The 25676-nt window shown below is 50.9% G+C and carries 21 protein-coding genes; 7 read left to right on the forward strand and 14 right to left on the reverse strand.

What is annotated here, in order from left to right; genetic code table 11:
* The first annotated feature begins 68 nt into the window (after positions 1-68).
* A complete protein-coding gene (slmA, locus tag TW77_RS09910; protein ID WP_010383685.1) occupies positions 69-659 on the forward strand; it encodes a nucleoid occlusion factor SlmA in 591 nt (196 codons plus the stop codon).
* 126 nt (positions 660-785) lie between these two features.
* Positions 786-3545 (forward strand): alpha/beta hydrolase family protein, encoded by a 2760-nt coding sequence (locus TW77_RS09915; protein ID WP_046004821.1) that lies wholly within the window; start codon positions 786-788, stop codon positions 3543-3545.
* Between the two features lie 44 nt (positions 3546-3589).
* Here TW77_RS09915 and TW77_RS09920 read toward each other — a convergent pair whose 3' ends face one another.
* Both TW77_RS09920 and TW77_RS09925 read right to left on the reverse strand, forming a co-directional pair.
* Positions 3590-5779, reverse strand: a complete 2190-nt coding sequence (locus TW77_RS09920; RefSeq protein ID WP_046004822.1) for a YgiQ family radical SAM protein — start codon at positions 5777-5779, stop codon at positions 3590-3592.
* Positions 5780-5842: 63 nt separating this feature from the next.
* Positions 5843-8035, reverse strand: coding sequence for a bifunctional diguanylate cyclase/phosphodiesterase (locus TW77_RS09925; protein ID WP_046004823.1), 2193 nt, complete (start codon positions 8033-8035; stop codon positions 5843-5845).
* Between the two features lie 184 nt (positions 8036-8219).
* On the opposite strand from TW77_RS09925, the gene TW77_RS09930 reads away from it, so the two are divergent.
* Positions 8220-8750, forward strand: coding sequence for a hypothetical protein (locus TW77_RS09930; protein ID WP_046004824.1), 531 nt, complete (start codon positions 8220-8222; stop codon positions 8748-8750).
* Positions 8747-9625, forward strand: a complete 879-nt coding sequence (locus TW77_RS09935; protein ID WP_046004825.1) for a TIGR03899 family protein — start codon at positions 8747-8749, stop codon at positions 9623-9625. Before TW77_RS09930 ends, TW77_RS09935 begins: the two co-directional genes overlap by 4 nt.
* Before the next feature lie 67 nt (positions 9626-9692).
* Here TW77_RS09935 and TW77_RS09940 read toward each other — a convergent pair whose 3' ends face one another.
* The 10 genes from TW77_RS09940 to TW77_RS09985 form a co-directional block, all read right to left on the reverse strand.
* Positions 9693-12347, reverse strand: a complete 2655-nt coding sequence (locus TW77_RS09940; protein WP_046004826.1) for a TonB-dependent receptor — start codon at positions 12345-12347, stop codon at positions 9693-9695.
* A 505-nt stretch (positions 12348-12852) separates the two neighbouring features.
* Positions 12853-13614 carry a TIGR04219 family outer membrane beta-barrel protein gene (locus tag TW77_RS09945; protein ID WP_046004827.1) on the reverse strand — a complete coding sequence of 254 codons (762 nt, stop codon included), beginning with the start codon at positions 13612-13614 and terminating at the stop codon, positions 12853-12855.
* Between the two features lie 4 nt (positions 13615-13618).
* A complete protein-coding gene (locus TW77_RS09950; protein ID WP_046004828.1) occupies positions 13619-14617 on the reverse strand; it encodes a DUF2333 family protein in 999 nt (332 codons plus the stop codon).
* Between the two features lie 8 nt (positions 14618-14625).
* A complete protein-coding gene (locus TW77_RS09955; RefSeq protein WP_052713137.1) occupies positions 14626-15135 on the reverse strand; it encodes a copper chaperone PCu(A)C in 510 nt (169 codons plus the stop codon).
* Between the two features lie 129 nt (positions 15136-15264).
* Positions 15265-15588, reverse strand: coding sequence for a hypothetical protein (locus tag TW77_RS09960; RefSeq protein ID WP_046004829.1), 324 nt, complete (start codon positions 15586-15588; stop codon positions 15265-15267).
* Between the two features lie 9 nt (positions 15589-15597).
* The gene (locus TW77_RS09965) at positions 15598-15804 is read right to left on the reverse strand and encodes a PspC domain-containing protein (RefSeq protein ID WP_046004830.1); all 207 of its coding nucleotides are present in this window, start codon (positions 15802-15804) and stop codon (positions 15598-15600) included.
* A 59-nt stretch (positions 15805-15863) separates the two neighbouring features.
* Positions 15864-16529 (reverse strand): PspA/IM30 family protein, encoded by a 666-nt coding sequence (locus tag TW77_RS09970; protein ID WP_046004831.1) that lies wholly within the window; start codon positions 16527-16529, stop codon positions 15864-15866.
* Between the two features lie 174 nt (positions 16530-16703).
* Positions 16704-17717: a tRNA dihydrouridine(20/20a) synthase DusA gene (gene dusA, locus TW77_RS09975; protein WP_046004832.1), complete on the reverse strand. Its 1014-nt coding sequence runs from the start codon at positions 17715-17717 to the stop codon at positions 16704-16706.
* 285 nt (positions 17718-18002) lie between these two features.
* Positions 18003-19019, reverse strand: a complete 1017-nt coding sequence (gene galE, locus TW77_RS09980) for a UDP-glucose 4-epimerase GalE (protein ID WP_046004833.1) — start codon at positions 19017-19019, stop codon at positions 18003-18005.
* A gap of 86 nt (positions 19020-19105) precedes the next feature.
* The gene (locus TW77_RS09985) at positions 19106-19969 is read right to left on the reverse strand and encodes a hypothetical protein (protein WP_046004834.1); all 864 of its coding nucleotides are present in this window, start codon (positions 19967-19969) and stop codon (positions 19106-19108) included.
* A gap of 170 nt (positions 19970-20139) precedes the next feature.
* Between TW77_RS09985 and TW77_RS09990 the strand changes: the two genes are divergently transcribed.
* The 3 genes from TW77_RS09990 to yjjG all read left to right on the forward strand — a co-directional run bounded on the left by TW77_RS09990 (position 20140) and on the right by yjjG (position 22339).
* A complete protein-coding gene (locus TW77_RS09990) occupies positions 20140-21039 on the forward strand; it encodes a phosphoribulokinase (RefSeq protein WP_046004835.1) in 900 nt (299 codons plus the stop codon).
* A 74-nt stretch (positions 21040-21113) separates the two neighbouring features.
* A complete protein-coding gene (yjjX, locus tag TW77_RS09995; RefSeq protein WP_046004836.1) occupies positions 21114-21647 on the forward strand; it encodes an inosine/xanthosine triphosphatase in 534 nt (177 codons plus the stop codon).
* A complete protein-coding gene (gene yjjG / locus TW77_RS10000; RefSeq protein WP_046004837.1) occupies positions 21644-22339 on the forward strand; it encodes a pyrimidine 5'-nucleotidase in 696 nt (231 codons plus the stop codon). Before yjjX ends, yjjG begins: the two co-directional genes overlap by 4 nt.
* A 34-nt stretch (positions 22340-22373) precedes the next feature.
* On the opposite strand, the gene rlmB is transcribed toward yjjG, so the two are convergent.
* Complete coding sequence (rlmB, locus tag TW77_RS10005; protein ID WP_046004838.1) at positions 22374-23114, reverse strand: 23S rRNA (guanosine(2251)-2'-O)-methyltransferase RlmB; 741 nt, start codon at positions 23112-23114, stop codon at positions 22374-22376.
* Between the two features lie 3 nt (positions 23115-23117).
* A complete protein-coding gene (gene rnr / locus TW77_RS10010; RefSeq protein WP_046004839.1) occupies positions 23118-25601 on the reverse strand; it encodes a ribonuclease R in 2484 nt (827 codons plus the stop codon).
* Positions 25602-25676 lie beyond the last annotated feature (75 nt).

Consider the following 25676-nt stretch of genomic DNA (forward strand, 5'->3'; position numbering starts at 1 on the left):
TGAGCATAACGACCAGCGTGCATGGAGCCCGCTCCTACTAAAATAATGATAATGATAAAGGAAACCTCATGCCAGCGACTAAACGCAGTAATCGCAAAGAGCAAATACTTCAATCCCTTGCGCAGATGCTTGAAACCAGTCCAGGGCAGCGTATTACCACCGCCAAGCTGGCAACTGAAGTCGGCGTCTCTGAAGCCGCACTATATCGCCACTTTCCCAGTAAGGCACGGATGTTTGAAGGCCTGATTGAGTTTATAGAAGATACCTTGCTGTCGCGCATCAATTTGATCCTGGAAAACGAAAAAGAAACGCAAAGCCGTATCTACAATATTCTGATGCTGTTACTGACCTTCTCAGAAAAGAATCCAGGGATCACCCGCATCCTGACCGGTGATGCACTGCAGGGTGAGCAGGAGCGACTGCGCGAGCGTGTACAAGGTCTGTTTGAGAAACTCGAAACCCAGTTTAAACAAGTGCTGCGAGAGCGCAAACTGCGTGAAGGGAAGACCTTTGCCAGTGATGAAGCCGCTTTAGCAAACTTTTTCCTCGCGTATGTTGAAGGTAAAATGAACCAGTTTGTACGCAGCGACTTTAAAGCCAAGCCGGCGGCCAACTTCGCCAGCCACTGGCAAGAGCTACAGCGTATCTGGCTGGCCTAGCAACAAGCAGGCGGACCCGCTCCGCCTGATTTTATCCAGTTTTTCCTAATACCCAACGCAGTACAGTTTAGTCTCTCAGATAAAAGTGTTACAAAGTTACAACTCCTATCGAACAAGAAACATATTATGACGTTTGCCAAATCTTTACTCACGGCCGCCCTGTTTTGCACATCCGCCCTCGCCGCTAAACCCAGCCTGGAATTTAACGATGTATTTGACTTTAAATATGCCCAGGGTCGGGTCCTGTCAGAAGACGGACGCTTTGTTGCCCTGAGTGCGCAGCCTTACCGGGGAGACAGCACGGGCCAGCTGTATAACCTCAGCACCCAGAAATTGATAGCCAGTGTAGAGCGCGGCACCAAAGCCCAACTCAACCGGGCAGCCAACTGGGCCGCCTTTACTCAGGTGCCGAGCCTGCTGACATCAGAAACCACAGACAAAAAAGCCCGTAAAGAGCTCAAGCGCGCTCTGGTTTTGGTGAATACACAAACGGGTGAACAGCGCACCTTTGAAGCCGTCAAGGATTATCAACTCAGCGACGATGGTCGCTGGCTGGCCTATCGGCAGGATGTTGAAGCCAGTAAATCAGACAAAGCCGAGAGTAAGGGCGACGCTGCCATTCCAGCCGATAAGAAAGACAAAGCATATCCACTGGTCATTGTAGACTTAACCTCTGACCAACAACACAAGTTTGAACAGGTTGGCCGTTACGCACTGAGCCCGGCGGAATATGGCGTGCTAATGAGCACGCAGAGTGAAGATGGCACCGACAACCAAATTCAGTATTTTGATTTGAGCCAGGCACAGCTCAGCGTATTAATAGACGAGCCTGGCGTGACCCTGTCTACTATCGCCTGGCACCCCTATTCCTCACTGGTGGCCTTTACGCAGGGCAATTATGTCAATAGCGATACACGCCGCCGCGACTACCAGATACGTTTATGGGATGCCAAAGTAGACCGCTTTACCGACGTGGCACAAGCGCAGGGCTGGTATAGCGCGAAATCTGCAACACTAAGCTGGTCAGAACAAGGTGAGCGACTGTATTTTGAGAACCGTCCGCGCCTTGCGCCTAAGCCCGTCGAGAAAAAATACCAGGATCAGCCATCGCTGACCGACCTGGATACCATTATGGCCCAGTCAGGTCTGAAGGTCTGGCATAACAACGATGCGCAGATCAAACCACGCGAGATCAATACCTGGGAAAAAACCAACCGGGATCGTGACTATCAGGCGGTCTACCATTTAGGCAGTGAACGTGTGGCTCAGCTGAGTGACGAAACGGCACGGGATCTGACCCTCAATCGTGAAGCTCGCTTCCTGCTGGCCAGCAATGATCAGCCTTATCTGCATCAGATCATGTATAAAGGCTTTTACGCCGATTACTATGCCGTGCAGGTTGCAACGGGTGCACGCAGCTTTATCGTTAAAGAAGCACCGAATCGCCCCACGCTGTCGCCAACGGGTCAGCATGCCGCTTATTTCCTGAACGATCAGCTGTGGCTTAAAGATTTACATGCACAAAAAGAAACAGCCGTCAGTCAGGCCGTTCGCGACGCACTGTTTGCCGATGACCGTCACGATTACCCAGAGCCGAATCCGGGATACGGATTTGCGGGCTGGCAACGCGATGGCAGCACGCTGTATGCCTACAGTAAATTTGATATCTGGGCCTTTGATAGCCAAACCGCCCAGGCTAAACGCCTGACAAAAGGGAAAGAAACCCAGACACAATACCGGGTGATCAAACTGGACAAAGACTTTGTTGGTTTTGATGCCGATGATCAGGTATACCTGTCTGCACACAACCTGGCAAACAAGCAAACACACATAGCCAGGCTCAACCTGGCTACGGGCAAGCTCACCACCCTGACCTCAGGGGAAGCAAAATACAGCTTGCTGGAAAAAGCCAAACAGGCGGATACCCTGCTGTTTACCAGACAGAGCTACCATGAGTTTCCTGATCTGTGGCAAACCGACAGCGCCTTTAGCCAGCGCAACCGGATCACTAACCTGAACCCTCAGCTCAGCACCTTTGCCTGGGGACAAAAGCCCGAGCTGGTGCAATATCAGGGATACAATGGCGAGCCCTTGCAGGGCGTGCTGATCAAACCTGCCAACTATAAGCCAGGTAAAAAAGTGCCGGTGATCTTCTATTTCTATCGCTATATGAGCCAGCGCATGTATGATTTCCCGCACATGGTGCTGAACCACAGACCGAATTTGCCAATGTTTACCTCGAACGGTTATGCCATTTTCCTGCCCGACATTCGCTTTGAAATTGGTTACCCGGGGCGCTCATCAACGCAAACCCTGGTTAATGCCGCACAGAAGCTGATTGACCTGGGCGTTGCCGATCCGGATAAGATAGGCCTTCAGGGGCACTCCTGGGCAGGTTATCAAAGTGCTTTTGCTGTCACCCAAACCGATATGTTTAAAGCGGTGGTATCCGGTGCGCCCGTATCTAATATGACCTCGGCCTATAGTGGTATTCGCCTGAAATCGGGTCTGGCACGTCAGTTCCAGTATGAGACCGGACAAAGCCGGATTGGTAAAACACTCACCGAAGCGCCTGAGTTGTATATTGAAAACTCACCGGTATTCTATGCCGACAAGGTCAATACACCCATTCTGTTGATGTTTGGTGATAAAGATGGTGCGGTACCGTGGCAAGAAGGGATCCAGTACTATCTTGCACTGCGCCGTCACAACAAAGATGCCATCTTCTTACAGTACGAGGGCGAACCGCATCATCTAAAACAGTTCCCGAACCAGGTGGACTACTCTGTTCGCATGAAGGAATACTTTGACCATTACCTGATGGGTAAACCCGCTGCGAGCTGGATCAAGTCCGGGATCCCTTATCGTAAAGAGCCCGAAAACTAAGCCCAAAAAAAGCCGCTATCCAGCGGCTTTTTCTTTGCTCCGCGCTAGCGTTTAGCAGCACGCCCTGCGGGTTTATTCTTACCCACTCTGGGCTTGGTATTGGCCTGATTAAACTGGCCAAAGCCACTGTGACGCGTCAGCGCTTTGCTGCCCGGCTTACGTCGGGTAGTGCTCTTACCTTCGCTGCGCCCGGCTTCCGGCACCAGGCAATGTGGCCCGCGTCCAATCAGGTTTGCCTTGCCCATTTTTTTCAGCGCTTCGCGGATCATCGGCCAGCCAGCCGGATCATGATAACGCAAAATGGCTTTGTGCAGACGGCGTTGTTTGGCCCCCTTAGGGACCGCAACCACTTCTTTGTTGTTTTTGATGTTACGCAGCGAATTCATCTCGGTATGATAAATGGTGGTTGCGTTGGCCATCGGTGACGGATAGAAGTTCTGCACCTGATCCAGCTTAAAGTCATGGGCTTTAAGCCACAGCGCCATATTGACCATGTCCTCATCCGTGGTGCCCGGATGCGCAGAGATGAAATAAGGGATCAAATACTGCTTTTTGCCCGCTTCTTTAGAGTATTTATCAAATAGCTCTTTGAATTTGTCATAGGTACCCATGCCCGGCTTCATCATCTTGGACAATGGCCCCTGCTCGGTATGCTCGGGCGCAATCTTCAGATAACCGCCAACGTGATGAGTAACCAGCTCTTTGACATAGCGCGGATCTTCAATGGCCAGGTCGTAACGCACGCCAGACGCAATCAGGATTTTTTTCACCCCTTCGACATCGCGCGCCTTGCGGTACAGCTCTATGGTTGGCGTATGATCTGTGTCCATATGCTTACAAATATCCGGATACACGCACGACAGACGACGACAGGTACTCTCTGCTTTTTTACTCTTACAGCGCAGTTTATACATGTTAGCTGTCGGACCACCCAAGTCTGAAATCACGCCGGTAAATCCCGGTACCTTATCGCGGATCTGTTCAATTTCATCAATGATCGACTGCTCAGAGCGGCTCTGAATAATGCGCCCTTCGTGCTCTGTGATTGAGCAGAAGCTGCACCCGCCAAAACAGCCCCGCATGATGTTCACGGATGTTTTGATCATGTCGTAGGCCGGGATCTTTTCATCGCCATAGCTGGGGTGCGGTACACGCTGATAAGGCAAACCAAAAACGTCGTCCATCTCGTCAGTTTCCAGCGGAAAGGCGGGGGGATTGACCCATACGCTGCGATCACCATGACGCTGAAACAGCGCTCGCGCACAGCCCGGGTTGGTTTCCTGGTGCAGAATCCGTGACGCATGGGCATACAAAGGTTTGTTTACACTCACCTGCTCGTAAGCCGGCAGCTTCACATAGACTTTTTCCCAGGGTTTCAGTTTTGGAGGTTGCACCACAATAGGCTGGGCCTGGGTTGCATCCTGTGCCTGTTCAGCCTGCACAAACTCCGACTTACTACAGCCAACATCGTCGGCCCCATAAGGATTAGGGATAGGATCAATTTTGCCAATTTTATCTATGGCGGTTGAATCGCTGCCGCGCCATTCTGGTAGTGGCTCCTTACGGATCACGGCGGTGCCGCGCACATCCTGTATGGTATCAATGGACTCGCCATTGGCGATACGGTGCGCCACTTCAACCAACGGGCGTTCGGCATTACCGTAAATAAGCAAGTCTGCTTTGGCATCGAAAATAATGCTGCGACGTACTTTTTCCTGCCAGTAATCATAATGTGCGATACGACGTAAGCTGGCTTCAATACCACCGATCACCAGTGGCACCTCTTTATAGGCCTCACGGCAACGCTGGCTGTACACCACCACGGCGCGATCCGGGCGCTTACCACCCACATTGCCGGGCGTATAGGCGTCATCGTGACGAATGCGTTTTTCCGCGGTGTAGCGGTTGATCATGGAATCCATATTGCCGGCCGTCACGCCGAAAAACAGGTTCGGTTTACCCAGGCTCATAAAGGCATCTTTGCTCGACCAGTCTGGCTGTGCGATGATCCCAACTCGAAAACCTTGCGCCTCTAACACCCGGCCTATGACTGCCATCCCAAAGCTGGGGTGGTCGACATAAGCATCTCCCGTGACTATGATGATGTCGCAGCTATCCCAGCCCAGCGCATCCATTTCGGCGCGACTGGTCGGTAAAAAAGGGGCAGGACCATAACATTCGGCCCAATACTTGGGATAAGAAAAAAGCGGGCGCTCGGCCTGTAACGCATTCATGATGACGGCTCAATGCTGAAAAAAGAAGCGGATTATACTAAAAAGCGTGATGGCTTCCCAGCCCTAGCTTTTTAAATACGCCAGCAAATCGGCCTCGGCCATGGGTTTGGCGAAGAAAAACCCTTGTACTTCATCGCATCCCAGAGCACGTAAAATATCTGCCTGCGCCTGCGTCTCAACCCCTTCAGCAATGGTTTTAAGCCCAAGGTGGCGGCCTAAAGAGATCACCAGCTCAGCAATGGCGCCGGAATCTTCATGGGGGATCCCTTTAACAAACGCGCGGTCTATTTTGAGCCTCGCCAGTGGTAGTTTTTGTAAATAGCTCAATGAAGAGAAGCCAGTGCCAAAATCATCGATGGCCACTTCAACACCAAAGGATTTTAGTTCACTGAGGGTGTGTACTACGGTATTGATTTCGTCCATCACAACGCTTTCTGTGACTTCCAGTTCAATTTTTTGTGGCTCAACATCGTGATCCAGAATGGTTTGTTTGACCTGCTGAGCGTAATTAGGCACCTTAAACTGCGGCACAGACACGTTCACTGCGACACTGATGTCATGGCCCAGCGAGCTCAGTTGCTTTTGCATCACACAGGCCTGCTCCAGCACCCACTGGCCGATTTCCACAATCAAACCGGCGTCTTCTGCCAGCGGCACAAACACCGCCGGCGAAATGTAGTCACCCTTTCCGGTTGGCCACCTGAGCAGGGCCTCACAACCAATCACAGCATTAGACTCAGACTGTAAACACAGCTGCGGCTGATACCAGACTTCCAGCTTGCCCTGTTCAAAGTCTTGCCGAAGCTGGCGAATAAGGCCCAGTCGCCAGGCCATTTTCTCTTCAAGATCTGAGCTATACCAGTTCAGTGTTTGGCGCGCCTGTTTTGCCTGGTTCAGGGCAATGTAGGCCAGTTTCAGCGTTTCCAGCCCTTGCGATGAAAAGTCGCTCTGGCAGCACACGCCGATATGAAAGTGCATAGTCAGTACATGCTCACCAACCTGATAAGGCACGGTGAGCGCATCTAAAAACAGGGTTTCATCAAAACTTTGCTTTGGCAGCAAGACCCCGAATACATCCGCCCCGATACGTGACAGTAGCTCGCCTTGCGGACACTCCTGTTGCAGGCGCTCTTTCACCGCCAACAGCAGCAAATTACCCACTTCCTGACCTAAGCCGTTGTTGATATCCGAAAACTGCGCAATATCAATCAGCACAAACACCAGACTATCTTGCCCAGACTTATAATATTGGGCTATCTGATCAACAAAGTTGGCCCGGTTTGGTAATCGGGTCAGGGCATCTTTATAGGCAACATCGCGCAGCTCGTTGATCAGTTTTATGTTATCCAGACCAACACTGACGTTGGTCAAAAAGATTTCCGCAAATTGCATCTGCGCCGCATTAGGTGGCTCTGCTACTTCCAGATAAATGGCTGCACGGCGATTTTTACCTTGCAGTAAAAAGGTCACATCGTGATCAGTTTGCTGATGGGCATCCATATCAAAGCAGTTTTGTACCTGCATGATCACCCGGCCATTGTCGATTTGCTCCAACCCCTGGCCAATGTGGGTTAAGTAAGGCTCTGTGCCACCAAACACCAGCACCTTAGCATCTTTCTCAATTGCGCCAGCAACCAGGCCATGGGGTTCGGAGCCGAGAATTTTAGCCAGCTGATTGACCACAGACAAACCAAAAGACGGCATATCTGTGTGGCCTAAGATGGCATGGGAGGCTTCGAGGATGTTGGTCAGTGCCAGGCTTTGTTGTTCAAGTTCGCAGATCTGTTGATAAGAGCGAATGGCAGTCAGTAAAGAGGTGACCAGCTTACCGCGGGTCAGCTCAGTTTTCATTTTGTAGTCATTGATGTCGTATTCTCGAATGACTTTTTCTTCCGGCGCATAGCCTGGCTGCCCGGTGCGCAAAATGATCCGCACGGCGTAATTGCCAAATTCATCTCGTACTTTCTTTACAACGGACAGGCCCGCGTCATCGCTTTCCATCACCACATCGAGCAACAGGATGCAAATTTCGGGATGTTGAGACAACACCTCCAGTGCTTCTTTACCCGAATAAGCATGATGAAATTTGAGCGCACGCCCCCAGAACTCAACCCCGGACAGGGCCAACTTAGTAACCGAGTGGATCTCCGGATCGTCGTCCACAACCAGTACATCCCAATACGCGCTGACTGTTTCTTGTGAGTCATGCGTTGAGTCTTGATCCGCAAACAAAAACTCTTCTTGTTCTGACGCCATCATCAACCTTATGTTCAACTACTTAGTTTCTGCCCACATGACATATTTGCCTATGTGTTATCTTATAAATTATGATAGGTTTTTACTATCAAGATCCATACCCGTTAACACTCAAGTAATATTATAGTCGATGTTCAACAACTTGTGCTCGTTAACTAAATAATATAGCGGCTCTTAGCAGGTTATGACAGCATCAATTTTTCGGGCTTTTACGTTCAGCATTGTTTTGATATTCGGCCTGATTGTGGCCACCGCTTTGCTTCCCTCTGACTATCAGGCCCACACAGCGCAGCGGGTAGCCAATCATGACCTGCCAGTTTTACAAAAGTATTTAAATGCCGAACACTGGCAAGGGCTATTGACGCCCCAACCAGATCTGCAGCTGGTGTTTCTGACGCAGGCTGAGCACGTAGGTGGCTATGGTGAATTGGCTCATCCCTGGGGGTTGGCAGAGGTGACTGTGCTGAGCCTGGAACAACAACGCGTAGCCATTCAACTGCGATTCAATGCCGAGCACGTCGCCCATATCGAGCTTTTGCTACAACCTCAGGCCGACACCTTACTGGTCCAGTTCAGTGCCAGAGGGGAAAACCACACGCCTTTGGTGGGCGGACTGTATGCCCGCTTTGCGGCTTACTATATAGAACAACAACTCAAAATGATGCTGAACCAGTTGATCAGCCAGTTAAAATTACACACGCAGGGAGTGGTATGACAATAAAAAATGCCCAGGCACGCTCCAGTTTGGCGCTTCTTATCGAAGAGAAGCTGGGCTATGCCATGATCAAACAGCCAAAAGCCGCGATACAATCCGAAGACCGGCGCTTTGCGCAGACCCCCGATGCGAATCAAAATCAATTTATTGTGCGCAGCGAACACGGCGTACTAAAAAGAGCACTCAAGCGCAGTCAGTTGCAGCGAATTGCCCAGCAACGCAATATCGAGTCAATTATGGGCATGTCACTGACTTTATGCCCCGATGTCACCAGCCGGGGGCGCCCCGACCCGGACTGGCTGGAGCACTTTATCGCCCTGGCCGAGGACATTGCCAACAGTGCCATGCAAAAACTCTGGGCGAAAATTTTAGTCGGTGAATCAATTGCGCCGGGCACCTTTTCAATCAAAAGCCTGCAAACACTAAAACAAATGACCCAAAAAGAGGCCGATGCACTGCAGCGTTGTGCGTCTTTATGCGGCTATCTGGAAAAAGAAGACAGCTATCTTATTTTGCTGGGGTTTTATAAAAAGCCATCGCTGTTCGATTTACTCCGCAAAGGCGCGAAAGAATCTCTGAACCTGGCGCAGGCCGGATTGAGCTTTCCACATATTCTGACCCTGATGGACATCAATTTAATCTATCGCCAGGAGATTGAATCAGCCAACCTGCAAAAAGGTCAGTCGCTGACACTGGCCTATCAGGGCAAACACCTGTCAATTGAAGCGAACAGTAATGATCTGGTCTTGAGCTATTACAAGCTGACCCAAACCGGCGATGAACTGAAAAAGCTCATCAATACGCCTGTGAACAAAACCTACAGGCAACTGCTTGGTAAGGCACTTGAAGAAGAATTTACCTTGCACTGGAACTAGGCTCCCCTAAAGGAGCCTAAATAGGGAGAAAATATCTTGCCCCAATTTTGGAGCAAGACGGCCGGGTTTACAGTTCGTACTTCACCTTAAAGAAGACGCTGCGCCCTGTGATGTCATAGGTATTGCCTTCAATGCCTGAAGGAACAGTTGATACATGTGGAGGCTCTTCGTCCAACAGGTTGTCGACCCCCATTGAGAAGGTCCAGTTTTCCTGATACTTATACGCAGCGGTCACATCAAAGCGGGTATAAGAATCGATCATGGAATCCGCTTTAGCCAGATCTTCCACTTCATCCATCCACTGAGTACGCAAATCAATGGTCAAATCATCCTGTTTCCAGGTCACAAAACCCGATAGCTTGTATTCAGGTAACAATCCAGCGTTTGAGCCGTTGTCGAAGGTGCCAACCCGGTCTATTACTTCTGCTTCCGGGTGTGCCTGGTCGTTGTACTTTTCGTACCAGGACAACTCAGCGCCAAAATTAAATCCACCTATGCTGGTGTCCAGGGCATAGTTTACCCCCAGATCAAAGCCGGACACTTCACGTTCAGAGAGGTTCAGATAAGTGACGTCGACGCGCTTAATGTTGCCATTGGCACTTCGGATGACACGATTTCCCAGCTCAGTATCGCCCGCCGCATTCTTGTCGATAAAGTACTGCTTGGGGTTATCAATGGCGTTTTCTAAGGTAATGCTGAAATAATCCAGACGGATGTTGAAGTCATTATCCACCGCCGGGCTCCACACCACTCCGGCAGTAAAGCTCTCGGACTCTTCTGCTTCAAGCTTAACCGAATTACCCGTTGTGATTGTCAGAAACTGGAGAATATTAGGATCTGATTGCGTAACACATCCCTGGGTTGCCGGGGTAGACCCGGCATTGTCGGCACTACAGGGGTCTGTCAACCAATCAAATGCCTCCGAGTCGCCAAGATAAAGCTCCTGCAAAGACGGGGCACGGAACCCGGTAGAGTAAGTCGCACGCAGCTTTACAGACTCAACCGGATTAAAGTCAAAACCGATTTTGGGGTTCAGCGTATCACCAAAGTCACTGAAGTCGGAATAACGCAGCGCCAGGTTGATATCAAAATTTTCCGTTACCGGAATTAACGCCTCAGCATAGGCCTCACTGACATCCCGACTGCCCTCGGTGGCTTTGAGGTTAACCCCGCCTATGGTGCCAAAGTTTTCAATCAGGCCATCCGGTTGCTTGTCGAAACGCTCGTTTCTGAACTCCACCCCGGCAGCAAAGCCAACCGCCCCGGCACTCAGTTCGAATAAATCGCCATTAACGTCGAAGTGATAAGACTCCACATTGGCTTTACCGGCCATCTGCACGTCGGTCAGCACATAACGCCATTGTTCTTCGTTCATGGCACCGGCCGGTGCCAGCGGATCCATCTGCACGCACCCTTCCACCTGGGCACAGACGTCTTTATCGCCCACGGCCAGTTTCAGGCGCTCTTTGTTGATCACGTTAACATAGATCTGGTGATAACGGCTCTGTGAGCCCAGCGCCTTGGCACTCCACTGCCAGTTGTCGTTAAAACTGCCCTGCAATGACAGCACAATACGGTCAAACTGGGTGTCGTGGGCAAAGAAACGCGGCTCGCCGGAGTCAGTCATACGGCGACGCCAGTCAGCCACATCCTGACCAAAAATATTATACTGGCTGGTGGCCTTCCACGACACATCTCCCACCTCAAAGGCGGAGAAGATCGGGGCATAAGCCCAGGTCTCAAACACTTCGGTGTCTGAGTGGATAAACTCGCCCTTAACAATCAGCTCATCGCTGAGCTCATAGGTGCCGCTACCATAAATAGAAAAGCGTTTGTTATCAGGTATTTCAGAGGTGACCTGTTGGTAATTATAGCGCTCAAACTGCCCGCTGTAACCGGACAGATCCGTTGCTGAATTGATGCGGGTTACAGTTGACGCGTCATCCTCATTGCCGGTGAACACCACGCTGCCGTCGTCATTGGTTTTATAACCTGAAATTGCCGCCAACCCGGAAGGGATAGCTGAGCTTAGCTGCGGCGTTACCCGAGTCGCATCACGGTCCCGAGAATATACCGCGTCCTGCTTATAAATATTGGCCCCGATCACAAATGAGCCTTTATCCGATGCGCCACCGAACAACAGGTTCATACTGGTAGAGTCGCCGCCATCTTCTTCTGATACCGACTTGTTTACATCGACCGAAAAGCCCTCATAGCGCTCTTTAAGAATAATATTCACTACCCCGGCAACGGCATCGGAACCATAAATGGCCGATGCGCCGTCTTTGAGCACCTCAATGCGCGCAATCGCGGAAGGGGGAATGCTGTTAATGTCGACGGTTTCGCCATCCGAGGCATTATTGGCGGCGCGCTGGCCGTTGATCAAAACCAGAGTCGCCGTACCGGGCAAACCCCGCAGGTTAATACTCGATGTGGCGCTACCAGCCTGGGTAGTGTTGGTGATCCCGGTAATGGCAGGTAGGCGGTTGATAAGATCGGCCACGTTTTCAACGCCGGAAATCTCAATCTGAGCGGCATCAACAATCGACACCGGGGCGGATTTTTCCAGATCATGGCGTTTGATCCGCGATCCGGTTACTTCAATGCGCTCAACCTCAGCGCTGCTTTCTTCACTCAGTGCGGGTAGAGCCACCACACTACTGGCCAGAACAGAGCCACCAATGGCATACTGCACGGCGCGCAACAGTTTATTCTTATTCATTTCCTTACTCCTGAATACTAACTTTCGTTGTGTTTTTTAAGTTGTCCGTACTACTTAACCGGCAAAGTGCGCAGGCTGATCCCAAAATTAGGGTCAACACACATTTAGTAACACAAATGTACAGAATTCACAAACAAAGAGTGTGAGCACTGAAAATTTACAACGAAACGTTCACGTGTTAACTGGATAGCACCGACGGATCTCCAGGGCAGCAACATAAATGCGTTGAACATCAATAAGAAATCACCATAAAAAAAGTGAGCTATTTAAATAACTTGGGGGGTTATGCTCTGCTGCTGGATTGCAGCGCTTAGGCGAGGCGGAGTGTAGAGCCATTGTTACAGGCTATCTAAGTAAACCCGGACCAGGGCGTTTGCCAGCGGTGGGCACGATAATGAAATCACCCAAACGTATAAAATTAGTTGTTTAAATAAGCCACACCGTTGCGGCGTGGACTTATAAGCAGCAAAACCAGAGCGGGTATATCCGCTCTGGTTTTATTGATTTAGAAATGAACCTGCACGCCTGCAAACGGACCCGATGCATCTAAATCGGTAGTGATATCATCAACATCGTCCAGTTCAACCACCATAGAGCGATAACCCGCGCGAACTGCCACATCCACAGCCATATTATCGATAAACTCCCAGGCAACGCCAATCTGGAAGTCCTGGATTTTACTGTCATCAATGGCCAGTAAACTGCCTTCGGCAAACACACTCAACCCGGTCAGTGGTAAGCCTACTTCGCCTCTGAGGTAACCCAGCGGGATAAAGCCTGAAAAGTCCACCGTTTCTGTGGTTGATTCGCCGTTAGCAAAACCGGTAACGCTGATATCGCCATCAAAGTGTTTGGCATTCAGACCGAAGTCAAACGACACCAGGTCGTTGTCGAACAGCTCATAATACAGGATGTAATCCATGTGGTTCAGATCGCCCACTGTATTCACTGTACCGCCCACGGTGAAGCTTTTGTCACCGAAGTCGAAGGTTTCATTCAGTACTGCTGAACCTTCCAGTTTTAACTCGGTATACTTGAGCTTGACGTTCGGCACTAAAGGCACCGGATGCTCAAGCGCGGCATAGAAGCTCGAGAAGTTTTTATCAACAAAGTCAAAGTCTTGCTGATTGCCCTTGTTCGCAAAGCTACCTTCTGGCTCTGCGCCCCATGCTTCACCACCCAAATATAACCCTAACAGGGTGTCTGCTTGTGCTGCAGGTGCGAGGCAGGCCAGAGATAAGGCTGCCGCTAAACAGTACTTTTTCATTTATTTATCCTTGCGCTAAAAGTTCACTGAGTTCAATAAGAGCCGCATTGGCCCGGGAAATATAGTTCGCCATCACCAGCGAGTGATTGGCGACCAATCCAAAACCACTACCATTTAAAATCATCGGGCTCCACACGGTTTCCTGCGTGGCTTCTAATTCCCGGATGATCTGTTGCAGGCTCACTTTTGCATTTTTCTTCTCGAGCACATCCGCAAAGTCGTATTCTACCGCTCTTAAAAAGTGTAACAGAGCCCAGGTGGCACCACGGGACTCATAAAATACATCGTCAATCTTCCACCAGGATGTTTTCACTTCGTGATGATTGGCGGCAGAGGTTGCCTGATTCGCTGCGCTGTCGCCAGCCAGGTCAGTGTTCAGCCTGTCCTGGCCAACACTGGCACTCAGCCGCTGACTTAGGCTACCCAAGCGTTTTTCAGCCTCTTTCAGCCAGCCCCTGAGGTTATCTGCCCGGGCGTAAAATTGACTGCCCTGATCGGCGGGATTAGAAATTTGCAGCAAATAGTCATTCAGATGCGCAATACCGGTGCGATACTCGCCTTCGGCGCTGGGCCATAACCAGGCCGTTGAGCTTATATTAAACTGCGGCTGGGCCTTTTTCAGACTGGGGTGCTCGGTTGATTGCGACTGAGAACGACTAAAATCTTTGCGCATAGACAAGGCCATGTCACGTACCATTTCCAGCGCGCCATATTCCCAGGCCGGCATATTGTCCATGATCACACTCGGTGGTAGCACATCATTAGATAAATAGCCTCCCGGTTTATCGAGCAAGGTTTGCGATACGGAAATAAGCGTGTGGGTAGTGACGTAACCGGTCACCAGCTGAGTGTTAGTCTGCTCGGCGTGGCGCTGCGCACTGCCCACCACATCGAACTGCTCAGGCTCCGCACTCCAGTAAATTGCCAGGCCATAACCGAGCAACAGGATTGCCGCCAGTGCAGCCCAGACTTTCCCCATATGACTGTGTGTTTTGTGATCCATCAAGACTCCTAGTGATGCTGATGTCCATTTTTCGCGTTATGCATCTGCGCCTTTAGTGACACCACTTCAATCAACCCATAGACGCGATTGCCATCAGCAAAATATAGTGTAAGTTTACGATTTTCGCCCACTTTTAATGGTTTTGTCGGCTCAAAGGCCATCAGATGGTAGCCGCCGGGCTTAAATTCAACCTGGCTATCTGGCGCTATCTCAAGTTTGTCTATCTTTTGCATGCGCATCATGCCATTGACGTGGGTGTGTTCGTGGATCTCAACTCGCCCCAGCCCTTCTATTTCGGCCTTAACTAAGGTCATAGCCTGCTGGTTGGTATTGGTCAGGGTAAAATAGCCGGCGGTCGAGCTGGCTGTAGGCAGAAAATCCCGCAGCCTGGCGTGCATCAACTGCATCGAGCCCGGCTCAGCATGGGCATGATGTGCCGCCTCATGGGTATGGTCCGGATGTGCCTGTGACATCCAGGGCAAAGTACACAGTAAAAAGAAGGCTAAATTTTTGATCATAAGCGCTTTCCTTGTTGAGTATAGTTCATTGACTATACCACATTAGCCTTAGTTTAACGCGCTTTCATCACCATTTCTTTACAGCCTGCTGCTGCGTTCAATCTAGCGCCTAATGCCAAAACAGGCGCCTTAGCACAGCGCCTGTTTATCACTCACCAACCAGCCGATTGCAACCAAAAATAACAACGGAATGGCAATCAGTACCGAGTTAAATAGCAGTGCTAATACTAGCCCAATGAGCACAACTAACATAACGCCAAGCAACCCTATGCTCAGCAAAGCCAACAAAGCAAAAACGGCGATCATAGCCACAAACAGGCTCAGCATTTCGATCCCAACCCAGCTTATATCCAGGACCATCTCAGGGACACTGAACCAGGCCAGTGGCGATGACACCCAGGACAAAGCGGATAGCATCACTAAACCAATCAGTAAGATAAATGCCGCTTTCATAGTGCCTCCTCAGGTGCGCTCCGAGAGCACAATCCAGGCGATAAAGTACGCCACCATTACCAATACCGGTGCTGTAAGTGCCAGTAAGACGGTGATCACACGGACCAGCCAGGTTGGCATATCCAGCCTGTTTGCGACATTGACACATACCCCGGCCACTTTTTTGCGCGGTTGCTGCGGGCGTGTTGTACTGTAATAAGTATCATGTTCTGTCATCAGATCTCTCCTCACTATAACTACCTTGCGGGGCCTGTGGGCACCGATATTGTTTTCACCTAAGCGGGTTGCGTTTTTTGTTTCAACTCGGCCAGGGCTTTATCCACTTGCTCTTCACGTGCCAGTGTCTCCAGCGCCTGCCATTGCGCTTGCTCTTTGCTGACCAGCTCATAACTGTCAACTTCGGCTTCGACCCGCTCAACCTTACGTTCAAGGTATTCAAATCGACTTAAAGCGTCTGCTATCGACTGCTGACTTGCCACACTGCGTGCTTTCAGCTGGGTGGTGGCTGTGTCTTCACGGCGTGCCAGCTGCGCTTCTTTGTGGCGTAGCTGATTAAGCTTTTCAGTCAGGGTTTGCGCGTCCTGCTCCAGCTTGTCATAAGCCTGCTGTAACTGCGCCGCCTCATCTTCAATATGCTGCTGGGCTTGCTGACATTTTTGCTTTTCCAGCAACGCAGCGCGGGCCAGATCTTCGCGGTCTTTTTGCAGCGCATACTCAGCCTGCTGTTGCCACTGCTCGGCTTTTTTAGCCAGCGTCTGATTGCGGCGCGCCAGCGCTTTTTGCTCACAGATCACCTGTACCACAGTGCTGCGACATTCACTGAGCGCCTCCTCAAGCTGAGTCAGAATCTGACGCTGGTTTTTTTTCGGGTCATCTGCTTTGTCGAGCAACGCATTAAACTCGGCTTTGATTAAATCTTCGATTCGGTCGATTAAGGCCATGACAGGCTCCTTGAGTAAGCTAATGTTGATTAACTTATTCCAAGGTTTATGCCAAAACACATTTATGATTAAAAATCAGATGGTTAAATAAAAATATTGATTGTAGAGACAAGAGATAAAGAAAGGGGTGTGGTCAAAAAAGCACATTGTTAGCTTTTTTGACCAAAATTAGAACTACAGTTCCGGTACAAAGCTCAACGCTTTTTCCATCACGCTGATATCGGCGCTTTTACCATGGCCATTTTCCGACAAATGACGACGGAAACCACGGGCACCCGGCTGGTTTTGGAAAATCCCCAGCATATGGCGGGCGATATGCCAAAAGTTCGCACCCTTAGACATTTCAGCCTCAATGTAGTCGTACATGCTACGGACAACCTGATGACGGGTCTGGGTAAACGCCGGCGCACCATACAGGGCGCTGTCAACCTCAGAGAGCATAAATGGATTACTGTAGGCTTCTCGGCCTATCATCACGCCATCCAGGTGTGCCAGGTGATGCTGACATTCCTCAATGGTTTTAACGCCGCCATTAATACTGATATGAAGATCCGAATAATCCTGCTTGAGCTTATACACCCGAGGGTAATCCAGCGGAGGAATTTCGCGGTTTTCCTTAGGGCTCAGGCCCTGCAACCAGGCCTTGCGGGCATGAATGATAAAGTCATCACAGCCGACGGCTTTTGAGGCTTCAATCAACCGGGTCAGGAATTCATAGGAGTCCTGCTCATCAATCCCAATGCGGGTTTTCACCGTCACCGGGATAGAGACTTCGCTTTTCATCGCTGCGACACACTCAGCCACCAGCTCAGGTTCTGCCATCAGACATGCACCAAAACGACCATTTTGCACCCGATCCGACGGACAACCTACGTTGAGGTTCACTTCGTTATAGCCGTATTGCTCAGCGCGCTTTGCACATTCAGCCAGGGCTTTAGGGTCTGATCCGCCAAGCTGCAATGCCACCGGCATTTCGTGCTCACCAAAATGCAGGTAATCGCCCTTACCAAAGATAATCGCGCCTGTGGTGATCATCTCAGTGTAAAGCACCGCGTGCTGAGTCAACTTACGGTGAAAAGTCCGGCAATGGCGATCAGTCCAATCCAGCATGGGCGCAACGGAAAAGCGGCGAAACGCCGAATTGCTTGTGTCTAGCGGGCTTGCGCCTGAATTATCTGTGTTTGTCATACTACCTCTGAACGCTCAAATTAACAGCTCGAAACTGCCAACAAGACTAATACCAAACTACATGCTGGCCCGTCTGTCGCAAATAGTGGGTCGCGAGTGGCCATCAAAATAACTAAGGGGAGAATTATACACGCTGTTGTGGTGAGTTTCACCCAGCGTTGACAGGGAGTGGAGTAAGTGGCCATCAAAATAACTAGGGGTGAATTATACACGCTGTTGTGATGAGTTTCATCCAGCGTTGACAGGAGGTGGGGTAAGCGGCCACGCCGGGCCGCTTATTGAGGGTTAACCTTCATACCCGTTCGGGTTTTGGCTTTGCCAGCGCCAGGTGTCCTGCATCATCTCATCGATGCCACGCTGTGCTTGCCAGCCTAGTTCATTCAGGGCTTTTTCAGGGGCGGCATAACACGCGGCAATGTCGCCATCGCGTCGCGGTTTTACTTCGTAATTGATTGGTTTACCTGCGGCTTTTTCAAAGGCTTTGACCATGTCCATTACCGAGTAGCCATTGCCTGTGCCGAGGTTATAGACATGCGCGCCGGATTGCGCTGCTATCTTGTCCAGCGCTTTCAGGTGACCAATGGCCAGGTCAACAACATGAATATAGTCGCGTACACCGGTACCATCATGGGTGTCATAGTCATTGCCAAACACGCCCAGCTTTTCTAGTTTACCCACTGCAACCTGTGCAATATAAGGCAGCAGATTGTTTGGAATACCATTGGGGTCTTCGCCTATCTGGCCTGAGAGATGTGCGCCAACCGGATTAAAGTAACGCAAAATCGCAAACGCCCAGCGCGTATCTGATTTAGCCAGGTCTTGCAGGATCATCTCTACCATCAGTTTAGAGGTACCGTACGGGTTTGTTGTGCCACCCACAGGGAACTCTTCACGGATTGGTAAACTGGCGGGGTCGCCATAAACGGTTGCAGAAGAGCTAAACACCAACTGAAATACACCGGCATCGCGCATTGCATCGAGTAAAGTCAGCGTGCCCTGCACATTGTTTTGATAATACTCGACTGGCTTTTGTACTGACTCGCCGACCGCCTTTAACCCGGCAAAGTGGATCACCTGCTCTACCTGATGTTTAGCAAAAACCCCGTCGAGAAATGCTTTGTCGCAGATATCACCCTGATAAAAGGTCGCAGCGCGACCTGTCAGCGACTCTACGCGCTGCAAAGATTGCTGCGAGGCGTTACTCAAGTTATCGACAACAACCACATCCTTGCCTTCATTTAGCAACTCCAGCACAGTATGCGAACCAATATACCCGGCACCACCGGTAACTAAGACGGTCATAGTTCTTTTCCTAAAAATATAACTGTGCTCATTGTAAACGATCACGTCGGATGTGTCAGTGCTTTGCCGATAATGACCGCGCCTGTTTAGGCCCTGTCACACACAAACACCAGTCGTCGTCCTTGCTTACTCAGGCGCGAAATATTCCCGGCACAATAAGCCGACAGGTTGCGCCATAATTGCACTTTATTTGGATTATCCAGCTGACGGGTATAAATACGACCATCAATGGCATAGGCAAGGGTGTTGCTATCAAACCAGGTGTAATACTGAACACTGTTTGGCAGCGCAAAGTGTTGCGTCACCAGCTGTGTTTTCGCATTGAAACTGGCAAACCACTGCTGGCCTTGGGTGGTATAGGTGAAGCTGTATATCGCCCGCGCAGGATTATAGGCCAGGGTCCGGCCGATATCACTGGCCACTACTTTAGGTAAATGCCCTTTTAAGTCGGTGAATTGCAAAGTGTGTGGCGCGCCAAGAATGAACATTACCAGCTGCTCGTCTTCGCCCCAGGCGTGGTATCCCACTGGGGCAATATGCTCAAACAACCGCCTCGGTGAGTGTGCTTCAGAAAATGGATAAAACCATAATTTTTGCGAGCCATCGGCTTCAACGACCACCGCAGAAAGCCCGTCATCATAGGGGTATAGAGTGGGTGAATATTCAGACACCGGAGTATTGGTGAGATTACGGGCCTCTTGAGTGGTAAAATCATAAAAAAACAGGTCGGTTTGGGCCCCTTCAGGGCTTTGAACCTGCTGCGTAAAATAGACGCCATTGTCGACAACCAAAGGCTGGTTGTGATAGCCATCCGCTGCGCTAATCGGTTTGACCGAGAGCGTGCCGGCGTGTTCTTCCGCCAGCCACAGCTGGGAGGCAGGCATCGCATTGAGCGCGCCCGTTACGCCCCATAGCAACCCGATTGTGATGATCTTTTTCAGCAGTGTCATTGTGTTATATCCCTTGTTTTTTTCGCTATCATACCGGGCGAGCGTAGGAACTCAATCATCGCCATTCAAGTCGCCGCGAAATGCCTTGCGAATTTTCCCTTATCGAGTAACATCGAGAGGTGTTAATCGGAAGTTACGCTCAGGCCAGCTGAGCCAGGTAAGGGGACAAAATGTCTGCAAAGCATCCAATCATCGCGATCACGGGAAGTTCTGGTGCCGGGACCACCACCACCACAGCCGCGATTAAGCACATTTTTCGCAGCCTGGACGCCAAAGCTGAATTTGTCGAAGGCGACAGCTTTCACCGTTATACCCGCCCGGAAATGGATAAGTTAAAACGCGAGGCCCTGCAAGAAGGTAAACATCTGAGCTATTTTGGTCAGGAAGCCAATGACTTTGCCGCACTCGAAGCCCTGTTTGAAAGCTATGGCCAGACCGGCACCGGCCAGGTCCGACGTTACCTGCATACCTTTGATGACGCAGTGCCTTACAACCAGCTACCTGGTACCTTTACGCCTTATCAGGAACTGGACAGCAACAGCGACATGCTGTTTTATGAAGGCCTGCATGGCGGCATAGTGACCGAAGAGCATGATGTGGCCCATCATGTCGACCTGCTAATTGGCATGGTGCCCATCATCAACCTGGAGTGGATCCAAAAACTGATCCGCGACACCCATGAGCGTGGTCATTCCCGCGAAGCCGTTATGACCTCAATCGTGCGTAGTATGGATGACTATATAAACCATATCACGCCTCAGTTCTCACGCACGCACATTAACTTTCAGCGTGTTCCAACGGTCGATACTTCCAACCCCTTTAGCGCCAAAGATATTCCTTCACTGGATGAGAGCTTTGTGGTGATCCGCTTTCGCGACATCAAAGACGTTGACTTCCCCTATTATTTGCAGATGATCCAGGGCAGCTTTATGTCGCGCGTGAACACTTTGGTGGTCCCGGGTGGTAAAATGGGGCTGGCAATGGAGCTAGTGTTAACACCGCTTATCAAAGACTTACTTACCAAGAAGCGGGCACTAGAGCAAATTGTACCGCTGGATTTACCCGTTTAACGCACAGTTACACTTCACCGCTTGCGACCTGCCCGGCGAAGCCGTTACACTAGCGCTTTTTCAGGGCATCGCACATGGCAGTTATTAAGGTACTCGTCGGGTCAAAGAACCCGATTAAAATCAATGCCGCAAGGCAGATATTCACGCAATATTTCCCAGACAGTGTCATCCAATGTGAAGGCTTGGATGCGCCAAGCGGGGTTGCCAACCAACCACTGGGCGAAGCCGACACACTACTGGGCGCACAAAACCGCGTGCAATACCTGGTTGACCAACACACAGCCGACTATTACTGCGCAATGGAAGGCGGTGCCCATCAGTTTACTTATGGCCCCGCTACCTTTGCTTTTGTGGTCATTTCTAATGGTCAGCATGAGAGCATTGGCCGCAGTGCCAACCTGCCGTTGCCGCAACGGATTTATGATGCGCTGCTGGCGGGAGACGAACTGGGTCACGTGATGGACCGCCTGTTCAATACCGACAATATAAAACAAAAAGGAGGCGCGATAGGTTTGCTGACCAACCATCTGGCAACCCGAGAAAGCGCCTATACTCAGGCCCTGTTACTGGCCATGGCCCCCTTTAACCATCCAGAGCTGTACGCATGAAATATACCCATATTCTCTTTGATGCCGATGAAACCCTGTTCAGTTTCAATGCCTTTTTAGGCCTGAAGGCCCTGTTTGCCCGTTACAATGTCGAGTTTAGCGAAGCCGATAACGCCGAATACCAACGTATCAACAAACCTCTGTGGGTGCAGTATCAGAACGGTGAAATTGATGCAAAAACCCTGCAGATCACCCGCTTTGCATTTTGGTCTGAGCGCCTCAATGTACCCGCTGAAACCCTCAACCTCGGATTTCTGGATGCCATGGCCGAGCTCTGTAACCCACTGCCTGGTGCAGCTGAGTTATTACATGCTTTACAGGGCAAAGCGACTCTGGCCATCATCACCAATGGCTTTACCGCCTTGCAGGAAAAACGTCTGGCACACACCGGATTCAAAGATTATTTTCACAGTATTGTGATTTCTGAGCAGGTGGGTGTGGCTAAACCCGATCCCCGCGTTTTTGAGCACGCACTGTCATTGCTGGGCAATCCAGATAAGTCTCGGGTACTGATGGTCGGTGATACACCTGCCAGTGATGTGCTCGGTGCCAATCGGTTTGGTATCGACAGCTGCTGGTTACGCCACCCGGGTGCCGAGTGCCCGCCTGAAATCAAGCCAACTTATACGGTCGATAATCTAACGCAGCTCAAGGTGTTACTGCTGGATTCAAAAACACAAAAGGCAAGCTAAGCTTGCCTTTTTCATCTCACTGAGTGCCAAGCGGTTACTGATTATTTCGCTGGCGTAATACCTCAAATAAGCAAATCCCGGTGGCCACCGAAACGTTCAGACTGGATACAGTGCCCACCATAGGGATTTTCACCAGTACATCACAATGTTCGCGCGTCAGACGACGCATACCGTCTCCTTCTGCCCCCATCACAATGGCGATTGGGCCGCTCAGGCTGGCATCAAACAGTTCAGTATCGGTTTCACCTGCGGTGCCAACCACCCAGACACCGGCTTCTTTAATGTCTCTTAGTGTCCGTGCCAGATTAGTCACCTGGATCAGCGGCACGGTTTCCGCCGCACCACAGGCCACTTTACGGGCCGTACCGTTGAGCTTGGCCGACTTGTCTTTGGGCACGATTAAAGCGTGGGCACCGGCGGCATCCGCACTGCGCAAGCAGGCGCCAAGGTTGTGCGGATCCGTCACCCCATCGAGCACCAAAAAGAAAGGAGTAGACTCTCGGGCTAAGATCTCATCCAGATCGCGCTCGTTGAGCACTCTGGCCGCTTTAACGTTGGCAATGATCCCCTGATGCTGCTCACCATTGGCTTTATTGTCCAGCGCCTTGCGCTGCATAAACTGCACAGAAATGCCAAACTTACGCGCCTCATTGACGACGGCATTGAGACGTTTGTCGTCTCGTCCTTTGAGCGCATAGATCTCTAAAAAGCGCTCAGGGGTGGTGGATAAAATGGCTTCAATGGAATGGAAACCAAAAATTAATTCATTACTCAAGGTTTAAGCTCCCGCACTTGGTTTGTTTCTTTTACGCGCGTTTTTGCCAGGTCGTTTTGCCTTGGCGTTCTTTGCACTTTTCTTGGCTTTTTTCTTGCCGCTCAGTGTCCCTGCCTGCTTGGCTTTTTTGGCGCTGCCTTTGGGCGTAGTCTTCTTACCCTTTTTCGGCTTTTTGCCTTCGCTGTTGGCCGATTTCGCGTCTTTATCGGCTTTGCTGTCTTTGCCTGGGATCTTGCCGTCTTTCAGCTGCGCGCGGACACTGCTGGGGGCACCACCAGCCGCTTTACGGCGTCGTCTGGCATAACGATCCGGCACGGCTTCTTCCGCCAGTGCCAGGTTAATGCGTCGCTCATCCAGGCTGACGGAGTTCACCACGACGCTCAACTTGTCACCCAGCCTGAACACGCTGCGGCTGTGCTCGCCTATCAGGCAATGCTTGGCACCATCAAAGTGAAAATATTCATGGCCCAGGTTGCTGACATGGATCATGCCGTCAATTTGCAGTTCATCGAGCCTGACAAATAAACCGAAGTTAGTAACCGATGAGATCACCCCGGTAAATTCATCACCCACGTGATCTTGCATAAACTCACACTTCAGCCAGTCCGCCACTTCGCGGGTGGCATCATCGGCGCGGCGCTCTGTCATAGAACACTGCTCACCGAGCTGATTGGCTTCGTCATTTTCGTAGGCATAAGCCCCAGACACCTGCTGCCCCTGCTGGGCTAAAATGCCTTTGATCGCACGGTGCACCACCAAATCCGGATAACGTCGAATAGGCGAGGTAAAATGCGCATACGCTTTTAAGGCCAGGCCGTAGTGGCCGATGTTATCGGGCTGATAGACAGCTTGTTTCATCGAGCGCAGCAGCATGGTCTGGATCAATTCAAGCTCAGGGCGCTCGCCAAGACCGGCCAGGGCCTCGGTGATCTCCAGCGGTGTGGGCTCGTGGCCCAGCGTGCTTTCAATGCCCAAATCTTGCAGGAATAACCTGAACTGACTGAGTTTTTCCGGATCCGGCTGGTCATGTACCCGATACAGCGCACTGGCTTCGTGTTTTTCCAGTAAACGCGCTGCCGACACATTGGCGAGGATCATACACTCTTCGATCAACTTATGTGCATCGTTGCGTACCACAGGCACAATGGATTCGATCTTGCGATGGGCATTGAACACAAAGCGGGTTTCGAGGGTTTCAAACTCGATGGCGCCGCGAGCCTGACGCTCCGACTTCAGCGCCATATACATCTGATGTAACTCGCTGATGTGCGGATAAAGTTCGCGATATTGTTCGCGCAGACCTTCATCGCCCTGCAACATGGCGTGGACCTTAGTATAGGTCAGACGGGCATGAGAGTTCATCACCGCTTCGTAAAAACGATAGCCCGACAAACGCCCCGCTTCGGACACCGTCATTTCGGCCACCATGCACAGGCGATCGACCTGCGGGTTTAACGAACACAGGCCATTTGATAAGACCTTGGGCAGCATAGGCACCACTTGCTCAGGGAAATAGACCGAGTTCCCCCGCGAGATGGCTTCTTTATCCAGCGCACTGCCTTTTGGCACATAATGAGAGACATCCGCAATAGCGACCCATAAACGCCAGCCACCGGACTTTTTGCGCTCACAGTAAACCGCGTCATCAAAGTCCCGGGCGTCTTCCCCGTCTATGGTCAGCAGCGGCAGCGCCCGTAAATCAACCCGCCCCTGTTTATCCGGCTCGGCAACAAACTCGCTATGTTCAGCGACCTGATCCAGCACCGCCTGTGGCCATTCATAAGGGATTTCATGGTTGCGCAATGCCACTTCAATTTCCATCCCCGGCGCCATGTGGTCACCCAATACTTCGGTGACCTTGCCCACGGCGTTCATTTGTTTGCTGGGGCTTTGGGTGATCTCCACCTGCACCATTTGGTTATGGCGTGCACCATTTTCGCTGCCGGGTAAGATGATAATGTCCTGGGTGAGACGCGGATCTTCCGGTACCACCACGGCCATACCGTGCTCCACAAAAAAGCGCCCGACCAGCGGTGCCCGTTCTTTTTCGAGCACCCGTACGATACGCGCGTCTACTTTGCCACCAGAGCCACGTGAACCCGCTTTCGCCAGCACCCAGTCACCGTGCAATACTCTGTCCATCTGATACTTAGTGATAAACCAGTCTTTGGCTTCCCCTTCAACCTCCAAAAAGCCAAAGCCATCGCGATGCCCGATCACCCGGCCTTTTACCAGGCCATCGTCGGTTGGGATCACGTAACACTTAAACTTGTTGAAAAACAGCTGGCCATCACGCTCCATCGCTCTGAGTCGGCGCTTGAAGGCAATCTGTCGGTCATCTTCAAAAACTTTGAGGTCCTGACATAACTGGCTGAAATTGTTTTTGTTATTGCTTTTTTGTATGTGGTCAAGAATGAACTCACGGCTGGGTACCGGGTTATCGTATTTTTCTTGTTCTCGGCTGAGATAGGGATCCTGTTTAGACATTCACTGAGTATGTAGAGAAGTTATACCTGTATTCTAACTCAAATCCTGCCAATGGCCCACCTAACCTTGCGCTTT

This window comes from Pseudoalteromonas rubra (assembly GCF_000967655.1).
Lineage (GTDB): Bacteria > Pseudomonadota > Gammaproteobacteria > Enterobacterales > Alteromonadaceae > Pseudoalteromonas > Pseudoalteromonas rubra_A.